The sequence below is a fragment of the Ruminococcus flavefaciens genome, assembly GCF_900116855.1.
GTDB lineage: Bacteria > Bacillota > Clostridia > Oscillospirales > Ruminococcaceae > Ruminococcus > Ruminococcus flavefaciens_R.
On record NZ_UETD01000005.1, the window covers coordinates 218,820 to 240,618 of the forward strand.

General features: G+C 49.4%; 33 protein-coding genes. All 33 read left to right on the forward strand.

Annotated features, from left to right (window positions below; all coding sequences use genetic code 11):
• The first annotated feature begins 6 nt into the window (after window positions 1-6).
• The 33 genes from DSZ37_RS06690 (at window position 7) to rpsM (ending at window position 21,789) form a co-directional block, all read left to right on the forward strand.
• The gene (locus tag DSZ37_RS06690) at window positions 7-2,805 is read left to right on the forward strand and encodes a DUF5696 domain-containing protein (protein WP_109726162.1); all 2,799 of its coding nucleotides are present in this window, start codon (window positions 7-9) and stop codon (window positions 2,803-2,805) included.
• A gap of 17 nt (window positions 2,806-2,822) precedes the next feature.
• Window positions 2,823-3,761, forward strand: coding sequence for a carbohydrate ABC transporter permease (locus tag DSZ37_RS06695; RefSeq protein WP_109726163.1), 939 nt, complete (start codon window positions 2,823-2,825; stop codon window positions 3,759-3,761).
• Between the two features lie 13 nt (window positions 3,762-3,774).
• Complete coding sequence (locus DSZ37_RS06700) at window positions 3,775-4,806, forward strand: carbohydrate ABC transporter permease (protein WP_109726164.1); 1,032 nt, start codon at window positions 3,775-3,777, stop codon at window positions 4,804-4,806.
• Window positions 4,807-4,952: 146 nt separating this feature from the next.
• On the forward strand, window positions 4,953-6,767 hold the full coding sequence (locus DSZ37_RS06705; RefSeq protein ID WP_109726165.1) for a glycerophosphodiester phosphodiesterase family protein: 1,815 nt from the start codon (window positions 4,953-4,955) through the stop codon (window positions 6,765-6,767).
• A gap of 136 nt (window positions 6,768-6,903) precedes the next feature.
• Window positions 6,904-8,184: an acyltransferase gene (locus DSZ37_RS06710; RefSeq protein ID WP_173386794.1), complete on the forward strand. Its 1,281-nt coding sequence runs from the start codon at window positions 6,904-6,906 to the stop codon at window positions 8,182-8,184.
• A gap of 472 nt (window positions 8,185-8,656) precedes the next feature.
• A complete protein-coding gene (rpsJ, locus tag DSZ37_RS06715) occupies window positions 8,657-8,971 on the forward strand; it encodes a 30S ribosomal protein S10 (RefSeq protein WP_109726167.1) in 315 nt (104 codons plus the stop codon).
• A 109-nt stretch (window positions 8,972-9,080) separates the two neighbouring features.
• Window positions 9,081-9,713, forward strand: coding sequence for a 50S ribosomal protein L3 (rplC, locus tag DSZ37_RS06720; RefSeq protein WP_019680099.1), 633 nt, complete (start codon window positions 9,081-9,083; stop codon window positions 9,711-9,713).
• Window positions 9,714-9,730: 17 nt separating this feature from the next.
• Window positions 9,731-10,354, forward strand: a complete 624-nt coding sequence (gene rplD / locus DSZ37_RS06725) for a 50S ribosomal protein L4 (protein ID WP_109726168.1) — start codon at window positions 9,731-9,733, stop codon at window positions 10,352-10,354.
• Window positions 10,354-10,647, forward strand: coding sequence for a 50S ribosomal protein L23 (rplW, locus tag DSZ37_RS06730; RefSeq protein WP_028519372.1), 294 nt, complete (start codon window positions 10,354-10,356; stop codon window positions 10,645-10,647). Before rplD ends, rplW begins: the two co-directional genes overlap by 1 nt.
• 74 nt (window positions 10,648-10,721) lie before the next feature.
• The gene (gene rplB, locus DSZ37_RS06735; protein ID WP_109726169.1) at window positions 10,722-11,555 is read left to right on the forward strand and encodes a 50S ribosomal protein L2; all 834 of its coding nucleotides are present in this window, start codon (window positions 10,722-10,724) and stop codon (window positions 11,553-11,555) included.
• 22 nt (window positions 11,556-11,577) lie between these two features.
• Window positions 11,578-11,862, forward strand: coding sequence for a 30S ribosomal protein S19 (rpsS, locus tag DSZ37_RS06740; protein ID WP_009984992.1), 285 nt, complete (start codon window positions 11,578-11,580; stop codon window positions 11,860-11,862).
• Between the two features lie 20 nt (window positions 11,863-11,882).
• Window positions 11,883-12,218, forward strand: a complete 336-nt coding sequence (rplV, locus tag DSZ37_RS06745; RefSeq protein WP_109726170.1) for a 50S ribosomal protein L22 — start codon at window positions 11,883-11,885, stop codon at window positions 12,216-12,218.
• 19 nt (window positions 12,219-12,237) lie between these two features.
• Entirely contained in the window at window positions 12,238-13,026 is a 789-nt protein-coding gene (gene rpsC / locus DSZ37_RS06750; RefSeq protein ID WP_028519370.1) for a 30S ribosomal protein S3, read from the forward strand.
• Window positions 13,026-13,451, forward strand: coding sequence for a 50S ribosomal protein L16 (gene rplP / locus DSZ37_RS06755; protein ID WP_019680106.1), 426 nt, complete (start codon window positions 13,026-13,028; stop codon window positions 13,449-13,451). The genes rpsC and rplP overlap by 1 nt, the downstream gene beginning before the upstream one ends.
• A complete protein-coding gene (gene rpmC / locus DSZ37_RS06760; RefSeq protein WP_109726171.1) occupies window positions 13,451-13,651 on the forward strand; it encodes a 50S ribosomal protein L29 in 201 nt (66 codons plus the stop codon). The genes rplP and rpmC overlap by 1 nt, the downstream gene beginning before the upstream one ends.
• A 19-nt stretch (window positions 13,652-13,670) precedes the next feature.
• Window positions 13,671-13,931, forward strand: a complete 261-nt coding sequence (gene rpsQ / locus DSZ37_RS06765; protein WP_019680108.1) for a 30S ribosomal protein S17 — start codon at window positions 13,671-13,673, stop codon at window positions 13,929-13,931.
• 39 nt (window positions 13,932-13,970) lie between these two features.
• A complete protein-coding gene (gene rplN, locus DSZ37_RS06770; RefSeq protein ID WP_028519369.1) occupies window positions 13,971-14,339 on the forward strand; it encodes a 50S ribosomal protein L14 in 369 nt (122 codons plus the stop codon).
• 18 nt (window positions 14,340-14,357) lie between these two features.
• On the forward strand, window positions 14,358-14,699 hold the full coding sequence (gene rplX, locus DSZ37_RS06775; protein ID WP_109726172.1) for a 50S ribosomal protein L24: 342 nt from the start codon (window positions 14,358-14,360) through the stop codon (window positions 14,697-14,699).
• 18 nt (window positions 14,700-14,717) lie between these two features.
• The gene (gene rplE / locus DSZ37_RS06780; protein WP_028519367.1) at window positions 14,718-15,257 is read left to right on the forward strand and encodes a 50S ribosomal protein L5; all 540 of its coding nucleotides are present in this window, start codon (window positions 14,718-14,720) and stop codon (window positions 15,255-15,257) included.
• A 16-nt stretch (window positions 15,258-15,273) separates the two neighbouring features.
• Window positions 15,274-15,459, forward strand: coding sequence for a type Z 30S ribosomal protein S14 (locus DSZ37_RS06785; protein WP_009984979.1), 186 nt, complete (start codon window positions 15,274-15,276; stop codon window positions 15,457-15,459).
• A gap of 24 nt (window positions 15,460-15,483) precedes the next feature.
• Entirely contained in the window at window positions 15,484-15,882 is a 399-nt protein-coding gene (rpsH, locus tag DSZ37_RS06790; RefSeq protein ID WP_019680111.1) for a 30S ribosomal protein S8, read from the forward strand.
• 14 nt (window positions 15,883-15,896) lie between these two features.
• A complete protein-coding gene (rplF, locus tag DSZ37_RS06795) occupies window positions 15,897-16,442 on the forward strand; it encodes a 50S ribosomal protein L6 (RefSeq protein WP_109726173.1) in 546 nt (181 codons plus the stop codon).
• Window positions 16,443-16,461: 19 nt separating this feature from the next.
• Window positions 16,462-16,821: a 50S ribosomal protein L18 gene (gene rplR / locus DSZ37_RS06800; protein WP_024860940.1), complete on the forward strand. Its 360-nt coding sequence runs from the start codon at window positions 16,462-16,464 to the stop codon at window positions 16,819-16,821.
• A 15-nt stretch (window positions 16,822-16,836) separates the two neighbouring features.
• Window positions 16,837-17,337: a 30S ribosomal protein S5 gene (gene rpsE / locus DSZ37_RS06805; RefSeq protein WP_109726174.1), complete on the forward strand. Its 501-nt coding sequence runs from the start codon at window positions 16,837-16,839 to the stop codon at window positions 17,335-17,337.
• A gap of 14 nt (window positions 17,338-17,351) precedes the next feature.
• Window positions 17,352-17,528 carry a 50S ribosomal protein L30 gene (gene rpmD / locus DSZ37_RS06810; protein WP_019680115.1) on the forward strand — a complete coding sequence of 59 codons (177 nt, stop codon included), beginning with the start codon at window positions 17,352-17,354 and terminating at the stop codon, window positions 17,526-17,528.
• Window positions 17,529-17,546: 18 nt separating this feature from the next.
• The gene (gene rplO / locus DSZ37_RS06815) at window positions 17,547-17,987 is read left to right on the forward strand and encodes a 50S ribosomal protein L15 (protein WP_028519364.1); all 441 of its coding nucleotides are present in this window, start codon (window positions 17,547-17,549) and stop codon (window positions 17,985-17,987) included.
• Window position 17,988: 1 nt separating this feature from the next.
• Window positions 17,989-19,326, forward strand: a complete 1,338-nt coding sequence (gene secY / locus DSZ37_RS06820) for a preprotein translocase subunit SecY (protein WP_109726175.1) — start codon at window positions 17,989-17,991, stop codon at window positions 19,324-19,326.
• 16 nt (window positions 19,327-19,342) lie between these two features.
• Window positions 19,343-19,981: an adenylate kinase gene (locus tag DSZ37_RS06825; protein WP_028519362.1), complete on the forward strand. Its 639-nt coding sequence runs from the start codon at window positions 19,343-19,345 to the stop codon at window positions 19,979-19,981.
• Window positions 19,981-20,733: a type I methionyl aminopeptidase gene (map, locus tag DSZ37_RS06830; protein ID WP_109726176.1), complete on the forward strand. Its 753-nt coding sequence runs from the start codon at window positions 19,981-19,983 to the stop codon at window positions 20,731-20,733. The genes DSZ37_RS06825 and map overlap by 1 nt, the downstream gene beginning before the upstream one ends.
• A 23-nt stretch (window positions 20,734-20,756) precedes the next feature.
• Window positions 20,757-20,990 carry a KOW domain-containing RNA-binding protein gene (locus DSZ37_RS06835; protein ID WP_242978587.1) on the forward strand — a complete coding sequence of 78 codons (234 nt, stop codon included), beginning with the start codon at window positions 20,757-20,759 and terminating at the stop codon, window positions 20,988-20,990.
• Window positions 20,991-21,005: 15 nt separating this feature from the next.
• A complete protein-coding gene (gene infA, locus DSZ37_RS06840) occupies window positions 21,006-21,224 on the forward strand; it encodes a translation initiation factor IF-1 (RefSeq protein WP_009984966.1) in 219 nt (72 codons plus the stop codon).
• Between the two features lie 48 nt (window positions 21,225-21,272).
• Complete coding sequence (gene rpmJ / locus DSZ37_RS06845; RefSeq protein WP_009984964.1) at window positions 21,273-21,386, forward strand: 50S ribosomal protein L36; 114 nt, start codon at window positions 21,273-21,275, stop codon at window positions 21,384-21,386.
• Window positions 21,387-21,420: 34 nt separating this feature from the next.
• A complete protein-coding gene (rpsM, locus tag DSZ37_RS06850) occupies window positions 21,421-21,789 on the forward strand; it encodes a 30S ribosomal protein S13 (RefSeq protein ID WP_028517939.1) in 369 nt (122 codons plus the stop codon).
• Window positions 21,790-21,799: the final 10 nt, after the last annotated feature.

Below are 21,799 nucleotides of genomic sequence, written 5' to 3' on the forward strand. Positions count from 1 at the left end.
GTGCCCATGGGAAGAATAGGAAAAAAGCTGCTGCTTTGTCTCCTTGCGGCTGCTGTCATGACTGTGCCATGCAGTGCCTATGCAGACGGGGAGGACAATGAGACTGCCCCCGAGCTGACAGAGGAGGACACTGAGGAGACTGCCGCCGCCGAGGAGAAAGCCAAGCGCTCCGAGGCAGTGGAGAAAGCGGAGCTGTCTCAGGAGGACGCGGAGCAGTATCTGAAAAAGATAGGCTCTGCCGACGGCTTCGACGTCTACTATAAGGACAAGGACTTCGATGATGAGCTCTGGGAAAAGGCAGGCGGCAAGCCCAAGAGCAAAAAGGACTACACCGAGGAGCAGCAGCTCCTCGCGGACAAGATCGCCGAGCTGAAAAAGCTGGGCGAGCTTGTTATAATTGATACAAAGACAGGTAAGGCTGCGGCTTCATTCAAGAGCGGCAGCAAGTGCGATGAGGGCAGGCTCTGGGTCAGCGACGCAGGCAGGTTCTTCATCATCACCGACGAGGACACTACAAAAGTCGTAAGGCTGAGACAGGTGGTCTCCACTCTCGACAGCAGATATGCATTCATCTCCTCTGACGGAAAGACAGTGGAGATTCTTAAAAAGGACTTGAGGGGCGTTGACGAGACCTTCACCTATGACGGCATAGAGGACGGCAGACGGGTGTACACCGCAGGGGACAGCTTCGCATGGCTCACCGCCGACAGGAAGCACTTCCTCGGAGCATACCGCAGCGGCGCGGAGAATGAGAAGCTGCGCATGATAGTTGACGACAGGAGCGCTGTTTTCGGCATCGAGGTCAAGGAAACGGGCTATATATGGTGGTCGTCCCCCCTTGAAGCCACACAGGACAGAGCTGCCACAGCCCTTCTTGCGGACGAGCTGCGCTCATCTAACGTGGTCCGCTACGGAGTGCCCCTGAAGCGCTCGGGCAACAATGTGCTGCGCTCGGGAAACGAGAACGACTGCACATTCACCGTCAAGGACATAAAGGATGGTATCCGCGTGGAGTATGACTACAAAAACGCAGGCTTTAAGGTGCCTGTGGAGTACACCCTCGGGGAGGACTGTCTCATTGCGGCTGTTAAGGTGTCCGAGATAAAGGAGACCAATGCCGCCAATGTGGTCACGGAAATGACTGTGCTGGGAAGTCTGGGAGCTGCCTCCGACAAGGAGGAGGGCTATTACGTTATCCCCGACGGCTGCGGAGCGCTGGTGCGCTTCAACAACAATCGCTCCTTCCAGAACAACATTTATCAGCAGAGAGTCTACGGTAACGATGTTACCGCCGTGCCCCAGAACAAAGGGGCGGTGACGGGGCAGATATACCTGCCCGTCTACGGCGTGGTCAAGGAGGACAATGCCCTGCTGGCAGTTGCCGCAAAGGGCGACTCAAACGCATACCTCACTGCCAATGTGTCAAGGCAGTCTGGCAGCAGCTACAACATCTGCAACCTCTCATTCATTCTCCGCAGCACCGACAGCTTCTATATGTCAGGCAGCAGCAACGAGAAATATACTGTATTTGAAAGCGGCAGCATAAAGTCCGACGATATTGAAATGAGATACTATCCCATCTCCAAAAAAGGCGCGGACTACACCGATATCGCCGAAAGATACCGCAGATACCTCATGGAGGAAAAGGGTGTCACAAAAAGGAGCACCGCAGGCGAGGCTCCCATGTATCTCACACTCTATGGCGGAGTTATGAAGAAAAAGCCTGTTCTGGGCATACCCATATCACTGAGGACTTCTGTCACCGACTACGGTCAGGCAGCTGATATCATCGGCAGCCTCGGCAGCGGCGGCGTGGAGGATATGGTCATTTCCTACAAGAACTGGACAAATGACGGCATAAAGAACAAGGTGGATACCGACGGCAAGCCCTCGGGCAAGCTGGGCGGCAGGTCGGGCTTCGGAAAGCTCACCGACCTTATAAACGACAAGGGCTACAGCTTCTATCCCGTGTCCGACAACAGGGACTTCTATTCGGGCAACGGCTACTACTCCTTTACGGACACAGCGGTCCGCGTTTCGGGCTCATATTCGAGGATAGTCAGCTACGACAGAGCCTACGGCATACCAAATAAGTTCAGAAAGAATATGTCCCTGCTCTCGCCGGGCTATTTTGGCGAGGTGCTGGGGGATATCTCCGAGAACTACCCGAAAAACGGTCTTGAGGGAGTTTCCCTCGGTGACCTTACAAGCTCACTGTACGGAGACTACGGCAAGAAAGGCATATCCCGCGCAAAGGCTGAGAGCCTCCTTGAGGAGGGCTACAGCAGGCTGGACAGCAGCCTTGAAAACGGCATACTTGCCGATACTGCCAATGCCTATGCGCTGCCCTATGTCAGCAGAATTAAGGACGTTCCCCTGAGCTCGGGCAGGTCGGATATCTTCGACGAGGATATACCGTTCTATCAGATGGTGCTCCACGGAGTCCTGCCCTATTCATCGGAAGCTATAAACGGCAGCGCCGACCCCGAGACCGCTGTGCTCATGGCAGCGGCAACGGGAAGCTGTCTAAGCTACGATATGATATACGAGGAGACAGGGGAGCTCAAAGACACGGAGCTGGATACGCTCTATTACGCGAATTATAAATACTGGACCGACACTGCCGCAAGGGAGCAGAGTCTTCTTGCGCCAATGCTGGAGCAGGTGTCGGACAGCTTCATTACAGGCTATGAAAGGGACGGGGACACCATAACCACGGATTATTCCAATGGTATCACCGTCACCACCGATCTGGTTGAGCGCACTGTAAGCTGGGACGGCGGAGCAATAGACCTTAAAGACTGACAGGGAAGGAGGAAAATATGAGCGGAAAGACTGCCCCTGCGGCAGAAAGCAGGAAAAAACGCCGCATAATGTCATATCAGCGGCGGAAATCAATGTACGGCTACGGCTTCATAAGCCTGTGGCTCATAGGAACAATACTGTTCTTCCTCATCCCTCTGGGAAAGTCGCTGTGGTACTCATTCTGCGATGTTTCCGTAGAGCCCGGTGCGCTGAAAACGCAGTTCGTGGGACTGAAAAACTACAACGTCGTCCTCAATGAGGACCCCTACTATACGGACTACCTCATAGACACCCTGCTGGAGACCCTGTGGAAGACTCCGCTGATACTGGTTTTCTCCCTGTTCATAGCGGTCATACTCAATCAGAAGTTCAGGGGAAGGACTCTGGCAAGAGCAGTTTTCTTCCTGCCCGTCATCATCGCCACGGGACCTGTTTTCAGAATAATCAGCGGCGATATGGAGTCCACGGGCAACGCAGGCGCCGAGCAGTTCTCGACTATGTTCTCCACGGACCTTGTGGGCGAGCTCATGGAGTTCCTCGGCATTTACGGCATAAGCGACAGAATGAACACCTTTATCACAGCTGTGGCAGACAACGTATTCGGCATAGTCTGGAGCTCGGGAATACAGATACTGCTGTTCCTTGCAGGTCTTCAGAACATATCTAAGGACGTCAGGGAAGCCGCACAGATGGAGGGAGCTACGGCATGGGAGTACTTCTGGAAGATCGTTTTCCCCTCGGTGAGCCCATTCATACTGGCTAACCTTATATTCACTGTCATAGACTCCTTTACCAACCCCATGAACAGCGTCATGAACCGTATCGTGGCGATGAAGAACCAGTGGGAGTTCGGAGGAGCCTCTGCAATGGCATGGGTGTACTTCGCCATAGTTCTGGGAGCCATAGGCGTTTTTGCATGGCTGACAGGCAAATTCATACAATACGAGACCGACTGAGGAGGTGAGAAGCATGGCTGATGAGACAGCTGCACCAAAGGTAAAGTCCGCCGAGGAGATAGGCGGAGGCATGAGCAGGCGTCAGCTGAAAAAGCTGCATATGCAGTCCATGACCCGTGAGGAGAGAGGCTATCTGCGCAGAAAGGCTGCCGCAGAGAAGGTCTGGCCCGTATTCAGGGCAGTCATACTCATCGGGCTGGGCTTCGTCATCATGTATCCTCTTATATATATGATAAGCTGCGCCTTCAGAGAGAGGGCGGACATGAGCGACCCCACCGTAATGTGGATACCGAGACACTACACCTTCAGAATAATAACCGAGACCATAGACGCTATGGACTACTGGAAGACTCTGGGGAATACCCTGCTGCTGAATATAGGCTGCTCGCTGGTGCAGGTCATATCCTGTGCCATAACGGGCTACGGCTTTGCGAGATTTGAGTTCAGAGGCAAGAAGCTGTTCTTTGTCATAGTCATAATGATGATACTGGTGCCGACACAGGTAATATCACTGCCGCTTTACACGCTTTTCCGATACTTCGGCATAAAGGGGCTGTTCAGCGTGAACCTCATCGACAGCAGGCTTACCATGTACCTGCCTGCAATGACTGCAAACGGCATACGCGCAGGACTGATGATATTCATATTCAGGCAGTTCTTCAAGGGGCTTCCCCGTGAGCTTGAGGACGCGGCATACATAGACGGCTGCGGACCGTTCAGAACATTCGTGAGCGTTATCGCGCCAAATGCGGCACCTGCCTTCCTGACGGTGTTCCTGTTCTCGGTGGTGTGGTACTGGAACGATTACTATGTGAGCAACACTTTCTTCACTAACACAAAGACAATAGCCCTTATGCTGACAAATCTGGACAATGAGCTGAAGATAAGGCTGTTCAACGACCCTACTGTGCAGATAAGTCCGAGAGAGCAGATAGTCTGGAAGGAAGCAGGCTGCCTGCTGTCAATAGCACCTGTGCTGCTGATGTATGTGTTCATGCAGAAGCACTTCACCGAGGGCATAGAGCGCTCAGGCATCGTCGGATAATTTCAGTTGAGAGTTTAAAGTTGAGAGTTGAGAGTTATGTTAACGCCCCGAGCGTAAACATAAGCTTTCAGCTCTCAACTTTTTATTGACAAGTTGCCTGTAAGAGCGTATAATTTAAGTATATTCACTTGTTCGGAGTAAAACACATGAAAAAGATCCTGAAAACCACAGGTGTTTTCCTGAGAGCTGTCCCTCACTTCCTCATATTTGAACTTATATTCAAGCTCCTGCTGCTTGCCATCGGTACTCCCGTGCTGGCGCTGCTGCTGAAGCTGACAATGAAGCTCTCGGGCATAAATTACCTTAATGACGAAAATCTTCTCGTTTATCTGAAGCATCCCGCCACGATCATCGTTATCGTGCTGATGCTCTTTTGTTATGCCTTTTTCTCCTTTGTGGAGCTGTCCGCACTTGCCGCCTGCTTCTCCTGCTTCGGCAAGGGTGAGCGGATATTCACGGGAGGTATGTTCAGGACGGGACTGCGCGCCTTCGGAAAAGCCTTCAAGGGCTCGGGCATAGTCTCCTTCCTTGCATATATGGCTGTCATGCCTCTGGCGCAGTTCTCGCTGTCCTCAGGTATGTTCATGGCACCGCTTATGCCTGTGCTGAGGAGGATATTCTACTCTGTCAGCGGCAGTATGGCTATCGCCTCATACATACTTATACAGCTGTTGTTCATCATTCTGATGATAAACGGAAGCTACAGCATACACTACCTCATACTGACGAAGTACTCCTTCCGCGACTGTATAAAAAAGAGCCGCGAGAAGATCAGCGGTCAGCGCGTTAAAATGATAATCTCACTGTTCCTGTGGAGCCTTGCCGTCGTGCTCATCATAGCGGCTGTCACATTCGGACTGAGCTTCATCATAGTATTCATCATCAAGGGCTTCTCCGAGCCGAGAGCAGCTTTCGGTACTGCGCTGAAGGTGCTGCGCTATACATGGAGCGTATTTACTGCTGTTTCCGCATTCTTCTCCGCACCTGCGGTGATGTGCTGGCTTACAAATAAATTCCTTGCCGACAACAAGGATGAGGAGCTGGTGCTGCCCAACAATAGCATAAAGAAGATGAAGCGCGGACACAGCGCTATTCTGGTCACTGTACTTATCGCGACAGGTCTTGTTATGAACCTGTCCTATTTCAAGGCGCTGTCACAGGGAAATGTCAGCCTTAACGTGGGAGTCCTGAGCAGGACTCAGGTAACGGCGCACAGAGGCTTTTCGAGAAAAGCTCCCGAGAACACGCTGCCTGCCTTTGAGGCGGCTATGGACTGCGGCGCGGATTATATCGAGCTGGACGTGCAGCTCACTGCCGATGATGTTCTCGTGGTCTGCCACGATGACAAGCTTGACCGTACCACCGACGGCACAGGCAAGCTGAGCAGCTATACCTACGACGAGCTCATGCAGTTCTCGGCAGGCTCATGGTTCGGCAAGGACGGCGAGTTCGACGATGTACGCATACCGTCCATGACTGAGGTGCTTGACCTTGTGGGGAAGGACATCATGCTGAACATAGAGATAAAGCGCTCCGGAGACCCAAAGCGAACCGCCGAAAAGGTGGTGGAGCTGGTGGAGGAGTACGGCATAGTAAATTCCTGCTATGTGACCTCTTTCTCCTATCCTGCGCTGAAAAAGGTGAAGCAGCTCAACCCAAAGATAAAGACAGCCTTTATTGCAAATCTTGCTACGGCGACTTCATATGCGCAGCTGCCCTACATAGATGCGGTGAGCATGAACTACCTCTTTGTCAACCAGAGCGTGGTCAACTCTGCCCACCATAACGGCAAGCGCATATTTGTATGGACGGTTGACCGACAGAGCGAGATGCAGAAGATGATGGCTCTCGGCGTGGACAATATCATCACCGACCGCCCTGACAGAGCTCTTGATGTGGTCAATTCCAAGTCGGTGGGCGACACAGTTCTGACAGTGCTGAAATATATTTTCGGAAGCTGAGAGATTATGCGGAAATATCCGTCTAAAAAATATGAGCAGCTATTGACAGTGCTGTGACGGGCTGATATAATGATAAGGAAACAGTGACACGGCGATACTGCAAATGAAAGAATATAAAACGTGGAGGTATTACATAATGGAAAAGAAACAGAAGGCTGCTGCCGAAAAAGAAACAGCCAAAAAGGCAGCCGATACCAAGGACAAAAAGCCCAAGGATACGGGCAAGGAGGTCAAGGCAGCCGAAGCGGCAGCACCCGCAGCTCCTGCTGTGCCTATGAAGCCGTATTTCGCAGGAATAGACATTGTAAAGATACTTGCGGTAATACTTGTTATCAGCGTACATTTCTTCTTGTATAACGGCTTCTACTATACCCCCCTTACAAACACCTCGGCTGTGGGTCCCATCGCTATGCGCTGGTTTGCCTACACCTGCGTTCCTCTGTTCATGATATCCACGGGATACCTCATGAAGAACAAGACTTTCAGTGCGAAGTACTACACGGGAATTATCAAGATAATCGTCATTTACCTTGTCATCAGCGTCATATGTCTGAAGTTCAAGCAGGACATCCAGCACTATGAATTCAAGAACTGGGATATATTCAAGGGCTTCCTTGAGTACAGCAACGCACAGTACGGCTGGTACATCAACTACTACATCGCGCTCTTTCTTGCTATCCCGTTCATCAACCTTGCGTTCAACGGCTGCAAGAACAACAAGCAGAAGTTCATAATGACCTTAACTGTTTTTGCATTTACCATATTTGCAAGAAGCTTTTTCCTCGGCTTTGACAGAGACACCCAGATAAAGGCGCTGCCAGATTATCTCAACGGTGCGTGGCCTCTGGCTTACTACTATGTGGGCGCCTTCATACGCGACTGTCCGCCTAAGAGAAATATCCGCAACAAGCTCATCATCTTTGCCTGCTTCTGCGCTTCACTGGGCTTCCTTACATGGAGCACCTACAAGCAGAGCGTCGCAGATGTAGAGAACGAGCAGCACTTCCTTTCATGGCACTTCAACGACTACGGAACATACCCCGTTTTCCTTGTTGCGGTCTGCATATTCCTGCTGCTCTTTGACATCACCACAAAGAACAAGGGCGTCAAGTTCGTGCTCCGTCAGCTTTCGGGAGTTACCCTTGCCACATACCTTATCTCCTACATCTTTGACAATATGTTCTACAACAGCTGGCAGAAGGACATGAATTCCGAGCGCCATATCGGCTTCAACGAGAAGTACGCCGAGGTGGGCGAGCGTCTCGGTCACTGGTACGAGGTAGTGCCCAAGATATTCATATGCTCACTTATCAGCGCTATCGTCATCCACAAGCTGTACGACCTCTGCGTATTCCTTCTGAAGAAGGGCGTCGAGGCTGCTAAGGCTGAGAAGGAAGCGACAGCTGTCGAGAAGTAAAATACCGCTCCCGAGGGCGAAAAACAGCTCTCGGGAGGTTCTTTTTCCAATGGGAAGCAGATATAGTTAAAACAAAATTATCGTTCATTAAAAATTTACAATTACAATTTCTGCAAATTGTTGATTTATCCCTATATATGTGGTATAATAGGTTACGTTGAGTGCGCTGATATGCGCGCTGACTGCAGAAGATATGCGTTGAAGCGGAAGGTTGCTGCCGGTATGGCAGGTAATTTCCGTGGAGTATGTCCGATTTTAAACCGGGCGAATGGGATATCGAACACAGTTTGTGGTTATTCTTCACGCAGCTTGCGTATGCGTGGATTATGCTCTTTTTGTGCTCATATTTTGTTAAGACGGCTCGGAAAACAACGGTTTTTCGAGTTTTTTTATGAGATGAGGCATGAAACACACGGAAACGTGTGATATTCCAATCTGCGTCCCCGTAATTAATTCCAAGGAGGCGAAAATAATGGCAGTCAACGAAAAGATCAGATTCAAGATCAAGGGCTACGATCACGCTACTGTTGATATTGCAGCAGCTAAGATCGTTGAGGCAGCTAAGAGAAGCGGTGCAAGAGTTTCGGGACCTATCCCGCTCCCTACCGACAAGGAAGTTGTTACAATTCTCCGTGCTGTACACAAGTACAAGGACAGCCGTGAGCAGTTCGAGATGAGAACTCACAAGAGACTCGTAGACGTTATCCGTCCTACTGAGAAGACTTCAGCTGCTCTTGAGAAGCTCGAGATCCCCGCAGGCGTAGACGTTGTTATGGAAGTCAAGTAATTGACCGAAATTACGCTTGAAACCACCGCTCGGGAAGCGGGATGACGGTAGACCGTCGGTCATGTTGATGTGTAAATCATCAACCAATAACCTATAGGAGGAAAAGAAAATGCAGAAAGGCATTATCGGTAAGAAGATCGGTATGACTCAGATCTTCGACGAGACAGGAAAAGTTGTTCCTGTAACAGTAGTAGAAGCCGGCCCCTGTGTCGTTGTACAGAAGAAAACTGTAGAGAACGACGGCTATGCAGCTCTTCAGCTGGGCTACGGCGACGTAAAGGTACAGAGAGTTAACAAGCCTATGAAGGGCCACTTCGACAAGGCTGACGTAGCTTGCAAGAAGGAACTCAAGGAGTTCAGACTTGACGACTGCGACGCTCTTAACGTAGGTGACATCATCAAGGCTGATACATTTGCTGTAGGCGACGCTATCGACGTTGTCGGCACCAGCAAGGGTAAGGGATTCGCAGGTGCTATCAAGCGCCACAACCAGCACAGACTCAAGGAAACTCACGGTACAGGTCCTGTTCACAGACAGGCAGGTTCAATGGGTGCTTGCTCATCCCCTTCAAGAATCTATAAGGGCAAGGGCATGGCAGGTCACATGGGTGCAGAGCAGGTTACTGTTCAGAATCTCGAAATCGTTAAAATAGACACTGAGAACAATCTCATCGCTATCAAGGGCGCTATCCCCGGTCCTAAGGGCGGTATCGTTTATATCGTTGACAGCGTAAAGGCTTAAGGAAGGAGGAAGCGTAAATGTCTACAATTTCAGTTTTTGATATGACAGGTAAGCAGGTTTCCGAGACAGAGCTCAACGACGAAGTTTTCGGAATCACTCCCAACGAAGGCGTTATGCACGCTGCAGTTGTTAATTACCTTGCAAACCAGAGACAGGGTACACAGTCCACACTTACAAGAACAGAAGTAAGCGGCGGCGGAAGAAAGCCCTGGAGACAGAAGGGTACAGGCCATGCAAGACAGGGTTCGACCCGTGCTCCTCAGTGGGTACACGGCGGAATCGCTCTCGGCCCCAAGCCCAGAGATTACAGATATTCCCTTAACAAGAAGGTAAAGAGACTCGCAATGAAGTCTGCGCTTTCTGCTAAGGTTCTCGACAACAACATGATCGTTCTTGACGCTCTCACACTTGACGAGTACAAGACAAAGACAGTTGTTGAAATGCTCAAGGCTCTCGGCGTTGAGGGCAAGGCTCTCATCGTAACAGCAGAGGCTGATGCAAAGGTAGTAAAGAGCGCAGCTAACATCCCCGGTGTTAAGACTGTTGCTGTAAATACTCTTAATGTTTACGACATACTCAACTACGATAAGTTCATCGTTGTTAAGAATGCCGTTGGAAAGATCGAGGAGGTGTACGCATAATGAAAGCAGCTCAGGACATCATTCTGAAGCCCGTTATCACTGAGAAGTCAATGGATGAGCTCCAGAACGGAAAGTACACCTTTAAGGTTGCTAAGGACGCTAACAAGTCCGAGATAAAGAAGGCTGTAGAGCAGCTCTTCGGCGTAGAGGTTGCAAAGGTAAACACTATGAACTGCAACGGCCGCTCAAAGAGAGTGGGCAGATTCGCCGGCAAGACATCTGACTGGAAGAAGGCTATCATCACTCTTACAGAGGATTCAAAGTCAATCGAGTTCTTCGAGGGTATGGTTTGATCCCTACATTAGTATAAGTCAGAAAGTATGGGAGTAATGCTCCCGCAAAAAATGCATTAAAGGAGAAAGTTGAAATGGCTATTAAAACATATAAGCCTACGACACCTTCGAGACGTCAGATGACTGTAACTGACTACTCGGTTCTGTCAAAGGTTGAGCCGGAGAAGAGCCTTCTCGAACCCATGAAGAAGAAGTCGGGAAGAAACAGCTACGGCCGTATAACAGTTCGCCACAGAGGCGGCGGTAACAGAAGAAAGTACCGCGTTATCGACTTCAAGAGAGACAAGGACAATATGATCGCTGTTGTTCAGACTCTTGAGTACGATCCTAACAGAAGCGCATTCATCGCTCTCGTTCAGTACGAGGACGGAGAGAAGAGATACATCCTCGCTCCCAACGGCCTCAAGGTAGGCGACAAGATCGAGTCAGGCGCTGAGGCTGATATCAAGCCCGGCAACGCTCTCAAGCTCGCTGATATCCCCGTTGGTACATTTATCCACGCTATCGAGCTTTATCCCGGCAAGGGCGCTCAGCTCGTAAGAAGCGCAGGCAACCAGGCTCAGCTCATGGGCAAGGAGGACAACTACGCTCTTATCAGACTTCCTTCCGGCGAGATGAGAAAGGTTCCGATCGGATGCAAGGCTGCAATCGGTCAGGTTTCCAACATCGATCACGAGAACGTTAACTATGGTAAGGCAGGCCGTGTAAGAAACATGGGCTGGAGACCTACAGTTCGCGGTTCTGTAATGAACCCCTGCGATCACCCCCACGGCGGTGGTGAAGGTAAGTCACCTGTCGGCCGTCCCGGACCTGTTACCCCTTGGGGCAAGCCCGCACTCGGCTACAAGACTCGTAAGAAGCATCACAGAACTGATAAGTTCATCGTAAAGCGCCGCAACGGCAAGTAATCTGAAAGGAGGAACTGATTAAATGAGCAGAAGCATTAAGAAGGGACCTTATGTCCAGGAAGTTCTCCTGAAGAGGGTCGTTGCAATGAATGAAGCAGGTGAGAAGAAGGTCCTCAAGACATGGAGCCGTTCTTCAACAATATTCCCTGATTTTGTAGGTCACACATTTGCTGTACATGACGGTCGTAAGCACGTTCCGGTATATGTAACAGAGGATATGGTAGGTCACAAGCTCGGTGAGTTTGCTCCTACAAGAACTTACAAGGGCCACGCAGGCTCAAAGACATCCAACAACGGTAAGAAATAAGCGGAAGGAGGAGTTCAGAGATGGAAGCAAGAGCTTATTTAAGAAATGCTCGTATATCACCCAGAAAGGTGCAGATTGTTCTGGATCTTATCAGAAACAAGCCTGTTGATCTCGCTTTAGCTACTTTAGATCTTACTCCTAAGGCTGCAAGCCCTATCGTTGCAAAGCTTGTTAAGTCCGCTCAGGCAAACGCTGAAAACAACTTCAGCATGGATAAGGATAATCTCGTAGTTTCCGAGTGCTTCGTAACACCCGGTCCTATCATGAAGAGAATCATGCCGAGAGCACATGGCAGAGCATATAGAATTTTAAAGAGAACATCACACATCACAGTTGTTCTTAAAGAAAAAGAATAATCCCAAGGAGGTTTGAAGAATGGGCCAGAAAGTTAATCCGCACGGTCTTCGTGTCGGCGTTATAAAGGATTGGGATTCTCGCTGGTATGCAAATAAGTCCGATTTCGGCAACACTCTCGTAGAGGATTACAACGTTCGTAACTTCATCAAGAAGAGCCTGTATGCTGCAGGCGTTCCGAGAATCGAGATCGAGCGTTTTGCTGATAAGGTTAGAATCCACATCCACTGCGCTAAGCCCGGTATCGTTATCGGCAGAGGCGGCGCAGAGATCGAGAAGCTCAGAGCACAGCTCGAGAAGATGATGAACAAGCAGGTTCTCGTCAACATAATTGAAGTAAAGCAGCCCGATATGGACAGCCAGCTCGTAGCAGAGAAGATCGCTCTCGACCTCGAGAACAGAGTATCTTTCAGAAGAGCTATGAAGCAGTCTATCGGCAGAACAATGCGTCTTGGCGCAAAGGGTATCAAGGTCAAGGTTTCAGGCAGACTTGCCGGTGCCGAGATCGCAAGAAGCGAGAGCTACCACGAGGGTACTATCCCGCTCCAGACTATCCGTGCTGACATCGACTACGGTTTCGCTGAGGCTGATACAACATACGGCAAGCTTGGCGTAAAGGTTTGGATCTACAAGGGCGAAGTTCTCAAGGGCGACGCTGCAAAGGCAGCTGCTCAGAGAGAAAAGATCGAGCGCAAGAACGATACAAGAAATAATGACAGACGCCGCCGTGACGACAGACGTGACGGTAACAGAAGAGGCGGAAACAGAAATTTCAATCGTGACGCTAAAAGAGAAGGAGGTAATCAGTAATGCTGCTTCCGAAGAGAGTTAAGTACCGCAGAGTCCACAGAGGACGTCTGAAGGGTAAGGCATACAGAGGAAATAAGGTAACTTACGGTGATTACGGTCTTCAGGCACTCGAGCCTGCTTGGATCACATCCAACCAGATCGAGTCTGCCCGTATCGCAATGACCCGTTACATCAAGAGAGGCGGTCAGGTTTGGATCAAGATCTTCCCCGACAAGCCTATCACAGAGAAGCCCGCTGAAACACGAATGGGTTCAGGTAAGGGTTCACCCGAGTACTGGGTAGCAGTAGTTAAGCCCGGCAGAGTTCTCTTTGAGATCAAGGGCGTAGCTGAGGAAACTGCAAGAGAAGCTATGCGTCTCGCTATGCACAAGCTTCCTATCAAGTGTAAGTTCGTAACAAAGGCAGAGCAGGAGGTTGAGCAGTAATGAAGGCATCGGAAATCAGAGAAATGTCAGTTGATGAGCTCAACGAGAAGCTCGCCAGCCTCAAGGAGGAGCTCTTCGCTCTTCGTTTCCAGCTGGCTATAAATCAGCTTGATAATACAGCTCGTCTCAAGGCTGTAAAGAAGGATATTGCACGCATAAAGACATCTCTGCGTGAGGCAGAGCTTGCTGCAGAGCAGTAAGAAAGGGAGGATTTAGCTAATGTCTACTGAGAGAAACCTTAGAAAAACAAGAGTAGGTAAGGTTGTAAGCGATAAGATGGATAAAACCGTCGTAGTTGCTATCGTTGATAACGTTAAACACCCGCTTTATAAGAAGATCATCAAGCGTACCGTTAAGCTTAAGGCTCACGATGAAAACAATGAGTGCAGGATCGGTGACCGCGTTGAGGTTATGGAAACACGTCCGCTTTCCAAGGATAAGAGATGGCGTGTGACAAATATCATTGAAAAGGCTAAGTAATTTTGATAGAAGCTTAAAGCTTGAAAGGAGGAACTCGCTGTGATACAGATGCAGACTTATCTTAAAGTCGCTGATAACACTGGCGCTAAGGAGCTTATGTGTATCAGAGTTCTGGGAGGTACACGCAGAAGATATGCAAATATCGGCGATGTTGTAGTTGCTTCAGTTAAGAAAGCAACACCCGGAGGCGTTGTAAAGAAGGGCGATGTTGTAAAGGCAGTTATCGTTCGTTCAGCAAAGGGTCTCAGAAGAGAGGACGGTACTTACATCCGCTTTGATGAGAACGCTGCTGTTATTATTAAGGAAGACAAGAACCCCAGGGGAACCCGTATCTTCGGGCCCGTTGCTAAGGAGCTCCGTGAAAAGGAGTATACAAAGATCCTCAGCCTCGCTCCTGAAGTTCTTTAATGGAGGTGTCATTCGATTATGAGTAAAGTACACGTTAAAACCGGTGACACTGTAATCCTTCTCACCGGCAAGTACGAGGATAAATTCGACAGCAAGGGCGACAGAAAGACCGGTAAGGTCGTAGAGGTCAGCCCCAAGGAAGATAAGGTCATCGTTGAGGGCATCAACATGATCACAAAGCACGTTAAGCCTACAAGAATGGGCGAAAAGGGCGGCATCATCAAGACTGAGGCTCCCGTTTACGCAAGCAAGGTTCAGCTGGTTTGCCCCAAGTGCGGCAAGGCAACAAGAATCGGCCACGTTGTAGAGGACGGCAAGAAGCTCCGCGTTTGCAAGAAGTGCGGAAAGTCTTTTGAATAATAGTAAAGGAGAAACGACATGGCAAGTTTAAAGGATTTTTATGTTAGCGACGTTGCTCCTGCACTTATGAAGAAGTTCGGCTATAAGAGCGTAATGCAGATCCCCAAGCTCGACAAGGTTGTTATCAATGTCGGCGCAGGTGAAGCAAAGGACAACGCAAAGGTCATCGACGCCATCATGACCGATCTCGCAGCTATCACAGGTCAGAAGCCTGTAGTGTGCAGAGCTAAGAAGTCAGTTGCAAACTTCAAGCTCCGTGAGGGTATGCCTATCGGCGTTAAAGTTACTCTCAGAGGCGAAAGAATGTATGAATTCGTAAATAAGCTCTTTAACGTTGCGTTCCCCCGCGTTCGTGACTTCAGAGGTATAAGCGCAAATTCATTCGATGGCAAGGGCAACTATTCAACAGGTATCAAGGAACAGCTCATCTTCCCTGAGATCGAGTACGACAAGATCGACAAGGTAAGAGGTATGGATATCAACTTCATCACAACAGCACAGACTGATGAAGAAGCTCGTGAGCTCCTTTCACTTCTGGGTGCTCCATTCATCAAGTAATCAGGGAGGAAAAGAAATGGCTAAGAAGGCAATGATCAATAAGCAGCAGAGAACTCCCAAGTATTCCACAAGAGCTTACAACAGATGTAAGATCTGTGGCAGACCGCACGCATATCTCAGAAAGTTCGGCATCTGCCGTATCTGTTTCAGAGAGCTTGCACACGACGGTCAGATTCCTGGTGTTAAAAAGGCAAGCTGGTAAAATACAAGAAGGAGGTCATTCGGCATGCAGATAACTGATACAATCGCTGATCTTTTAACAAGAATTCGCAATGCGAATACTGCTAAGCACGCCACTGTTGACGTTCCCGCTTCAAGAGTAAAGAAGGACATCACACAGATCCTCGTAGACGAGGGCTATGTAAAGGGCTTCCAGCTCATCGAAGACGGAAAGCAGGGTGTTATCAGGATCACGCTTAAATACGGCGACAACAAGTCTCCCGTTATAACCGGACTCAGAAGAGTTTCAAAGCCCGGTCTGCGTATCTACTCAAGCTGCGCAGATATGCCTAAGGTAAGAAAAGGCCTTGGTATTGCAATCGTTTCAACTTCAAAGGGAATCGTAACCGACAAGAAGGCAAGAGAGCTCAACGTCGGCGGCGAGGTCCTCGCATACATCTGGTAAGGAGGATATCGATCATGTCAAGAATCGGTAAAATGCCTATAAGCGTTCCTGCAGGTGTAGAAGTAAAGAATGAGAACAATCTTCTCACTGTAAAGGGACCTAAGGGTGAGCTTACAAGACAGTTCAGCCCTGAGCTCGGCATAGAGGTCGAGAACGGCACTATAACAGTTACAAGACCCAGCGACGACAAGCGTCATCGCTCACTTCACGGTCTTACAAGAACACTCATCAACAACATGGTTGAGGGTGTAACAAACGGATATTCCAAGACTCTCGAGATCGAGGGTGTCGGCTACCGTGCTGCAAAGAGCGGCAACAAGGTAAATCTTAACCTTGGCTTCTCACATCCTGTTGTACTTGAGGAAACAGACGCTATCAAGCTCGAAGTTCCCCAGCCCAACAAGATCGTCGTAAGCGGTATCGACAAGCAGGCTGTAGGTCAGTTTGCAGCTGAGATTCGCGAAAAGCGTCCCCCTGAGCCTTACAAGGGCAAGGGCATCAGATACGAAGGCGAGCATATCATCCGCAAGGAAGGTAAGGCCGGTAAGGGCAAGAAGTAATTAAAAGGAGCAAATTGCTATGATTAAGAAATTTGACAGCAATAAGGCAAGATTAAAGAGACACCGCAGAGTTCGTGCAAAGATCTCAGGAACTCCCGAGCGTCCCCGTCTCAATGTGTTCCGTTCAACAAAGCACATCTATGCTCAGCTCATCGATGATGTAAACGGTGTTACTCTTGCTTCTGCATCAAGTATGGATAAGGGCTTTGAGGGCAACGGCGGCAACGTTGAGGGTGCTCGCAAGGTCGGCGAGATGATCGCAAAGAACGCAGCTGATAAGGGAATCAGCGAAGTTGTTTTCGACAGAGGCGGCTACCTCTACCACGGCAGAGTCAAGGAACTCGCAGAGGGCGCCCGTGAAAACGGATTAAAGTTCTAAGAGGGAGGTAAAACAATGGCTAATATTGAAACACAGGCTCCTGAGTTCGCTGAGAAGGTTGTTGCTATCAACCGTGTATCAAAGACAGTTAAGGGCGGACGTATCATGAAGTTCTCCGCACTGGTTGTTGTCGGTGACGGTAACGGTACAGTAGGCTTCGGTCTTGGAAAGTCAGGAGAAGTTCCCGATGCTATCCGTAAGGGCATCGAGGACGCAAAGAAGAACCTTGTAAAGGTTTCTCTCAAGGGAACTACTATCCCTCACGAAATCGTTGGCGCATTCGGCGCAGGCAGAGTTCTCATGAAGCCCGCTGCACCCGGTACCGGCGTTATCGCAGGCGGTCCTGTTCGTGCCGTGATCGAAGTAGCAGGCATCAAGGACATCAGAACAAAGTCACTGCGTTCAAATAACCCCTGCAATGTAGTAAGAGCTACTATCAACGGCCTCGTAAACTGCACTTCCGCAAAGGATGTTGCTGCTAAGAGAGGAAAGACCGTTAAGGAAATATTAGGTTAAGGAGGCAGTAAGAAATGGCAAAGAATATCAAGCTCGTAAAGAGTCTCATTGGTAGAAAGCAGGACCAGATCGCTACTGCTCAGTCACTTGGCCTCAAGAAGGTCGGAGATGTTACAACACAGCCCGACAATGAGCAGACAAACGGAAAAATCAAGAAGATCTCACACCTCGTTGAGGTTACAGAAGCGTAAACAAGGAGGTGCAACGGTATGAAGATACATGAATTAACACCTGCGCTCGATTCAAACAAGGCTGTAAAGCGTATAGGCAGAGGCCACGGTTCGGGCAACGGCAAGACAGCAGGCAAGGGCCATAAGGGTCAGAATGCCCGCAGCGGCGGCGGCGTAAGGATCGGCTTTGAAGGCGGTCAGATGCCCCTCGCAAGAAGAATCCCTAAGAGAGGCTTCAATAACATCTTTGCAACAAAGTATGCTATCGTTAACGTTTCCGATCTTAACAAGTTCAAGGACGGCACAGTAGTAGACACAGAGCTTCTCGTGGCTTCGGGTCTCGTTAAGAAGGTTTATGACGGAGTAAAGATCCTCGGTAACGGAGAGCTTTCCGCTAAGTTAACTGTAAAGGCTGCTAAATTCTCACAGAGCGCTATCGAAAAAATAGAAAAGGCTGGCGGGAAAGCAGAGGTGATGTAATGTGTTTCAGACCTTGAGAAAGGCATGGGGCGTCCCCGAGATCAGAAAAAAGATCTTATACACATTATTCATGATCATCCTGTTCAGATTCGGCTGTGCAGTAGCAGTTCCTTATCTGAATTCCGATGTCGTAAGGACATGGATGGATACAAAGGCTTCCGACGGAGGCTTCCTGGACTATATGAACACCATCACCGGTGGTGCAATGTCACAGGCTACAATGTTTTCACTTTCGATCACACCATTCATCAACGCTTCCATCATCATGCAGCTGCTTACTTATGCACTGCCTCCTCTCGAGCGTATGCGCGATGAGGGAGAAGAGGGAAGAAAAAAGATCGACAAGATCACGGCATTCGTTGCTATGATCCTCGCAGTAGTAATGTCCTACGGATATTACCTCATACTCAAGCGTATGAACGTTGATGCTGAGGACGGCGGAGTGCTCCACGCACTCAAGTACAGCAGCGGCGGAGAGGGCGCTTTCGCAGCCTTCGTTATCATCGCTTGCTTCGTAGCAGGTGCTCTCATCGTTGTCTGGATGGGTAACAGGATCAGCGACAAGGGTATCGGAAACGGTATCTCTGTGCTCCTCTTTGCAGGTATCGCAGCAAGATTCCCCACCGACGCAGCCCTTCTCGTAAAGCTCACTAAGGATAACCCCAGCAAGTACCTCTTCGTATCACTGGGCTATCTCTTATTCATAGTTGCGGAGATCGCTTTCATCGTCTTCATGAACGAGGCAGAAAGACGTATCCCGATACAGTACGCAAAGCGCGTAGTCGGCAGAAAGCAGTACGGCGGACAGAAGACACATATCCCGATAAAGGTCATCATGAGCGGCGTTATGCCTATCATCTTCGCTATGTCGTTTATGTCTCTTCCCCAGACCATTGAGCTGTTTGCAGGAGCTCCTACAAAGACAAGCGGTTTCTATTACCACTTCATGAAGTTCTTCAGCACAAGAAACTGGACCTATGCAGCTATCTACTTCCTGCTCATCATTGCGTTCAACTACTTCTACGTTTCGATCCAGTACAACCCTGTTGAGATCGCAAACAATCTCCGTCAGTCAAACGGCGGTATCCCCGGTATCAGACCCGGTAAGCCCACTTCCGATTATATCCAGAGAGTCCTCAACAAGATCTCTCTCGTGGGTGCGATCTTCCTCGGCATCATCGCTGTTATCCCGATCTTCATCTCGATGGCAGACGATCAGCTCAGATCACTTTCAATGGGCGGTACTACGATCCTTATCGCAGTAAGCGTTGCGCTTGAAACTACAAGAACACTTGAATCACATCTTATGATGCGTCATCATAAGGGCTTCTTACAGTAAAGGAGGACCGACACATATGAACCTTATCTTTTTAGGCGCCCCCGGCGCAGGCAAGGGTACTCAGGCAGAGGTTGTTTCCGACGCTCTGAATATTCCTCAGATATCAACAGGCAATATCCTCCGCGAAGCCGCCAAGAACGGCACAGAGTACGGCCTTAAGGCTAAGGCTGCTATGGACGCGGGTGCTCTCGTATCAGACGATATCGTTATCGGTATCCTGAAGGAGAGGATCGCTGAGGACGACTGCAAAAACGGTTTCATCCTCGACGGTTTCCCGAGAACGGTCCCTCAGGCAGAGGCTCTTGACAAAATGAACATCCAGATCGATAAGGTTATCGAGATCAGCGTTCCCGATGAGACTATCAAACAGAGAGTCTCGGGCAGAAGAGTCTGCCAGGGATGCGGAGCTTCCTACCATATCGAATACAAGCCTACAAAGGTCGAGGGTGTTTGCGATAAGTGCGGCGACAAGACTATCGTTCGTAAGGACGATCAGCCCGAAGTCGTTCTCGACAGACTTGCAACTTATCACGAAAAGACAGCTCCTCTCAAGGACTATTACGAGAAGCAGGGCAAGCTTGTCACTGTTATCGGTCAGGAAGAGGTCGCTGATACTTCTAAGCTCACTCTGCAGGCAGTAGGAGTAGAGAAGTAATGAGCATAACTATCAAATCAAAGTCCGAATTAGCCATAATGCGTGAAGCAGGTAGGATTACCTGCGGCGCAATATGGTATGCGGGCGAAAGATTAAGAGCAGGAATGTCAACACTTGACGTTGATAAGCTGGTCGGCGAGTATTATGCCCGCCACGGCGTGAAGTCCTGCTTCAAAGGCCTTTACGGATTTCCCGGGAACGCTTGTATCTCGGTAAACGAGGAGATAATCCACGGTATCCCCAAGGCAAGCCACAGACTTAAAGAAGGCGATATAGTAAGCATCGACACGGGAGCTGCGTACAAGGGCTTCAACGGAGACAGCTGCTGGACCTTCCCTGTTGGCAAAATTTCTGATGAAGCTAAAGCATTGCTTGAGGTTACAGAGCAAAGCCTTTTCGAGGGCATAGCTCAGGCTCAGGTTGGCGCAAGAGTCGGAGATATTTCTCATGCTGTTGAAGAGTATTGTGCTTCACGAGGCTACGGAATCGTAAGAAATTACTGCGGCCACGGAATCGGCAGAGAAGTTCATGAATCACCCGAAGTACCGAACTGGGGTAAGGCAGGTCACGGACCCAGACTGGTTGCGGGTATGACAATCTGCATCGAGCCCATGATAAATATCAAGGGAGACGACGTCAAGGTCATGAAAGACAACTGGACAGTCGTTACAAAAAGTGGTTCACTTTCAGCTCACTTTGAGCATATGATCGCAATAACTCCTGACGGTCCCGTTATATTGACACAGCCCTGACGGAGGACAACATTGTGAAGCTGATGAAAGGCTCTGTTGTAAGAGCGGAGGCGGGACGAGACGGCGGAGGCTTCTTCGCAGTAGTCGGTACCGACGAAAAATATTGCTTTATAGCAGACGGCAGGAGCAGAAAGCTCGATAAACCCAAGCGCAAGAATATAAAGCATATCCGCGTTACAGACAGTATGATCGATCTAAACGATATAACTGATAAAAAACTCAGGAACGCTCTGAAGCAGTTCGGAAGCGCTGAGTAAAGGAGGTTATTCAAAGTGTCAAAAGAAGATGTAATCGAGGTTGAGGGCGTTGTAACCGACGCTCTGCCAAATGCAATGTTTAAGGTTCAGCTTGAGAACGGACACGAGGTATTATCCCACGTTTCGGGCAAGCTCAGAATGAATTATATCAGAATCGTACCCGGTGACAAGGTAAAGCTTGAAATGTCACCATACGACCTGTCAAAGGGCCGTATAACATGGCGCGTTAAGTAATAATACAGGATATTCATTATCCGCTATCCGCTAAAGGAGGTATTTTCAATGAAAGTCAGACCTTCAGTAAAACCTATTTGCGAAAAGTGCAAGGTTATTAAACGTAAAGGCAGAATCATGGTGATCTGCGAAAACCCAAAGCATAAGCAGCGTCAGGGCTGATCCCCGAGCGCATTAATGGAGGTGCAATTATAATATGGCAAGAATAGCCGGTGTTGACCTTCCCAAGAATAAGAGAATCGAAATCGGTCTCACTTATATCTACGGAATCGGTCGTCAGACTGCAACAAATATCCTCGCAGCAACAGGCGTTGATCCTGACGTAAGAGTAAAGGATCTCGCTGAGGAGGATGTAGCTAAGCTTCGTGATTATATCGATGAGCATTACACAGTTGAGGGTGACCTCCGCCGTGAAGTTGCTCTTAACATCAAGAGACTTGTTGAAATAGGCTGCTACAGAGGCGTTCGTCACCGTAAGGGTCTCCCCGTAAGAGGACAGAGAACAAAGACAAACGCAAGAACCCGCAAGGGCCCTGTAAAGACTATCGCTAACAAGAAGAAGTAAGGAGGTCATG

Coding starts and splice junctions, on each gene's coding strand:
- DSZ37_RS06690 (WP_109726162.1), top strand. CDS start 7: ATGGGAAGAATAGGAAAAAAGCTGCTGCTTTGTCTCCTTGCGGCTGCT.
- DSZ37_RS06695 (WP_109726163.1), top strand. CDS start 2,823: ATGAGCGGAAAGACTGCCCCTGCGGCAGAAAGCAGGAAAAAACGCCGC.
- DSZ37_RS06700 (WP_109726164.1), top strand. CDS start 3,775: ATGGCTGATGAGACAGCTGCACCAAAGGTAAAGTCCGCCGAGGAGATA.
- DSZ37_RS06705 (WP_109726165.1), top strand. CDS start 4,953: ATGAAAAAGATCCTGAAAACCACAGGTGTTTTCCTGAGAGCTGTCCCT.
- DSZ37_RS06710 (WP_173386794.1), top strand. CDS start 6,904: ATGGAAAAGAAACAGAAGGCTGCTGCCGAAAAAGAAACAGCCAAAAAG.
- rpsJ (WP_109726167.1), top strand. CDS start 8,657: ATGGCAGTCAACGAAAAGATCAGATTCAAGATCAAGGGCTACGATCAC.
- rplC (WP_019680099.1), top strand. CDS start 9,081: ATGCAGAAAGGCATTATCGGTAAGAAGATCGGTATGACTCAGATCTTC.
- rplD (WP_109726168.1), top strand. CDS start 9,731: ATGTCTACAATTTCAGTTTTTGATATGACAGGTAAGCAGGTTTCCGAG.
- rplW (WP_028519372.1), top strand. CDS start 10,354: ATGAAAGCAGCTCAGGACATCATTCTGAAGCCCGTTATCACTGAGAAG.
- rplB (WP_109726169.1), top strand. CDS start 10,722: ATGGCTATTAAAACATATAAGCCTACGACACCTTCGAGACGTCAGATG.
- rpsS (WP_009984992.1), top strand. CDS start 11,578: ATGAGCAGAAGCATTAAGAAGGGACCTTATGTCCAGGAAGTTCTCCTG.
- rplV (WP_109726170.1), top strand. CDS start 11,883: ATGGAAGCAAGAGCTTATTTAAGAAATGCTCGTATATCACCCAGAAAG.
- rpsC (WP_028519370.1), top strand. CDS start 12,238: ATGGGCCAGAAAGTTAATCCGCACGGTCTTCGTGTCGGCGTTATAAAG.
- rplP (WP_019680106.1), top strand. CDS start 13,026: ATGCTGCTTCCGAAGAGAGTTAAGTACCGCAGAGTCCACAGAGGACGT.
- rpmC (WP_109726171.1), top strand. CDS start 13,451: ATGAAGGCATCGGAAATCAGAGAAATGTCAGTTGATGAGCTCAACGAG.
- rpsQ (WP_019680108.1), top strand. CDS start 13,671: ATGTCTACTGAGAGAAACCTTAGAAAAACAAGAGTAGGTAAGGTTGTA.
- rplX (WP_109726172.1), top strand. CDS start 14,358: ATGAGTAAAGTACACGTTAAAACCGGTGACACTGTAATCCTTCTCACC.
- rplE (WP_028519367.1), top strand. CDS start 14,718: ATGGCAAGTTTAAAGGATTTTTATGTTAGCGACGTTGCTCCTGCACTT.
- DSZ37_RS06785 (WP_009984979.1), top strand. CDS start 15,274: ATGGCTAAGAAGGCAATGATCAATAAGCAGCAGAGAACTCCCAAGTAT.
- rpsH (WP_019680111.1), top strand. CDS start 15,484: ATGCAGATAACTGATACAATCGCTGATCTTTTAACAAGAATTCGCAAT.
- rplF (WP_109726173.1), top strand. CDS start 15,897: ATGTCAAGAATCGGTAAAATGCCTATAAGCGTTCCTGCAGGTGTAGAA.
- rplR (WP_024860940.1), top strand. CDS start 16,462: ATGATTAAGAAATTTGACAGCAATAAGGCAAGATTAAAGAGACACCGC.
- rpsE (WP_109726174.1), top strand. CDS start 16,837: ATGGCTAATATTGAAACACAGGCTCCTGAGTTCGCTGAGAAGGTTGTT.
- rpmD (WP_019680115.1), top strand. CDS start 17,352: ATGGCAAAGAATATCAAGCTCGTAAAGAGTCTCATTGGTAGAAAGCAG.
- rplO (WP_028519364.1), top strand. CDS start 17,547: ATGAAGATACATGAATTAACACCTGCGCTCGATTCAAACAAGGCTGTA.
- DSZ37_RS06825 (WP_028519362.1), top strand. CDS start 19,343: ATGAACCTTATCTTTTTAGGCGCCCCCGGCGCAGGCAAGGGTACTCAG.
- map (WP_109726176.1), top strand. CDS start 19,981: ATGAGCATAACTATCAAATCAAAGTCCGAATTAGCCATAATGCGTGAA.
- DSZ37_RS06835 (WP_242978587.1), top strand. CDS start 20,757: ATGAAAGGCTCTGTTGTAAGAGCGGAGGCGGGACGAGACGGCGGAGGC.
- rpmJ (WP_009984964.1), top strand. CDS start 21,273: ATGAAAGTCAGACCTTCAGTAAAACCTATTTGCGAAAAGTGCAAGGTT.
- rpsM (WP_028517939.1), top strand. CDS start 21,421: ATGGCAAGAATAGCCGGTGTTGACCTTCCCAAGAATAAGAGAATCGAA.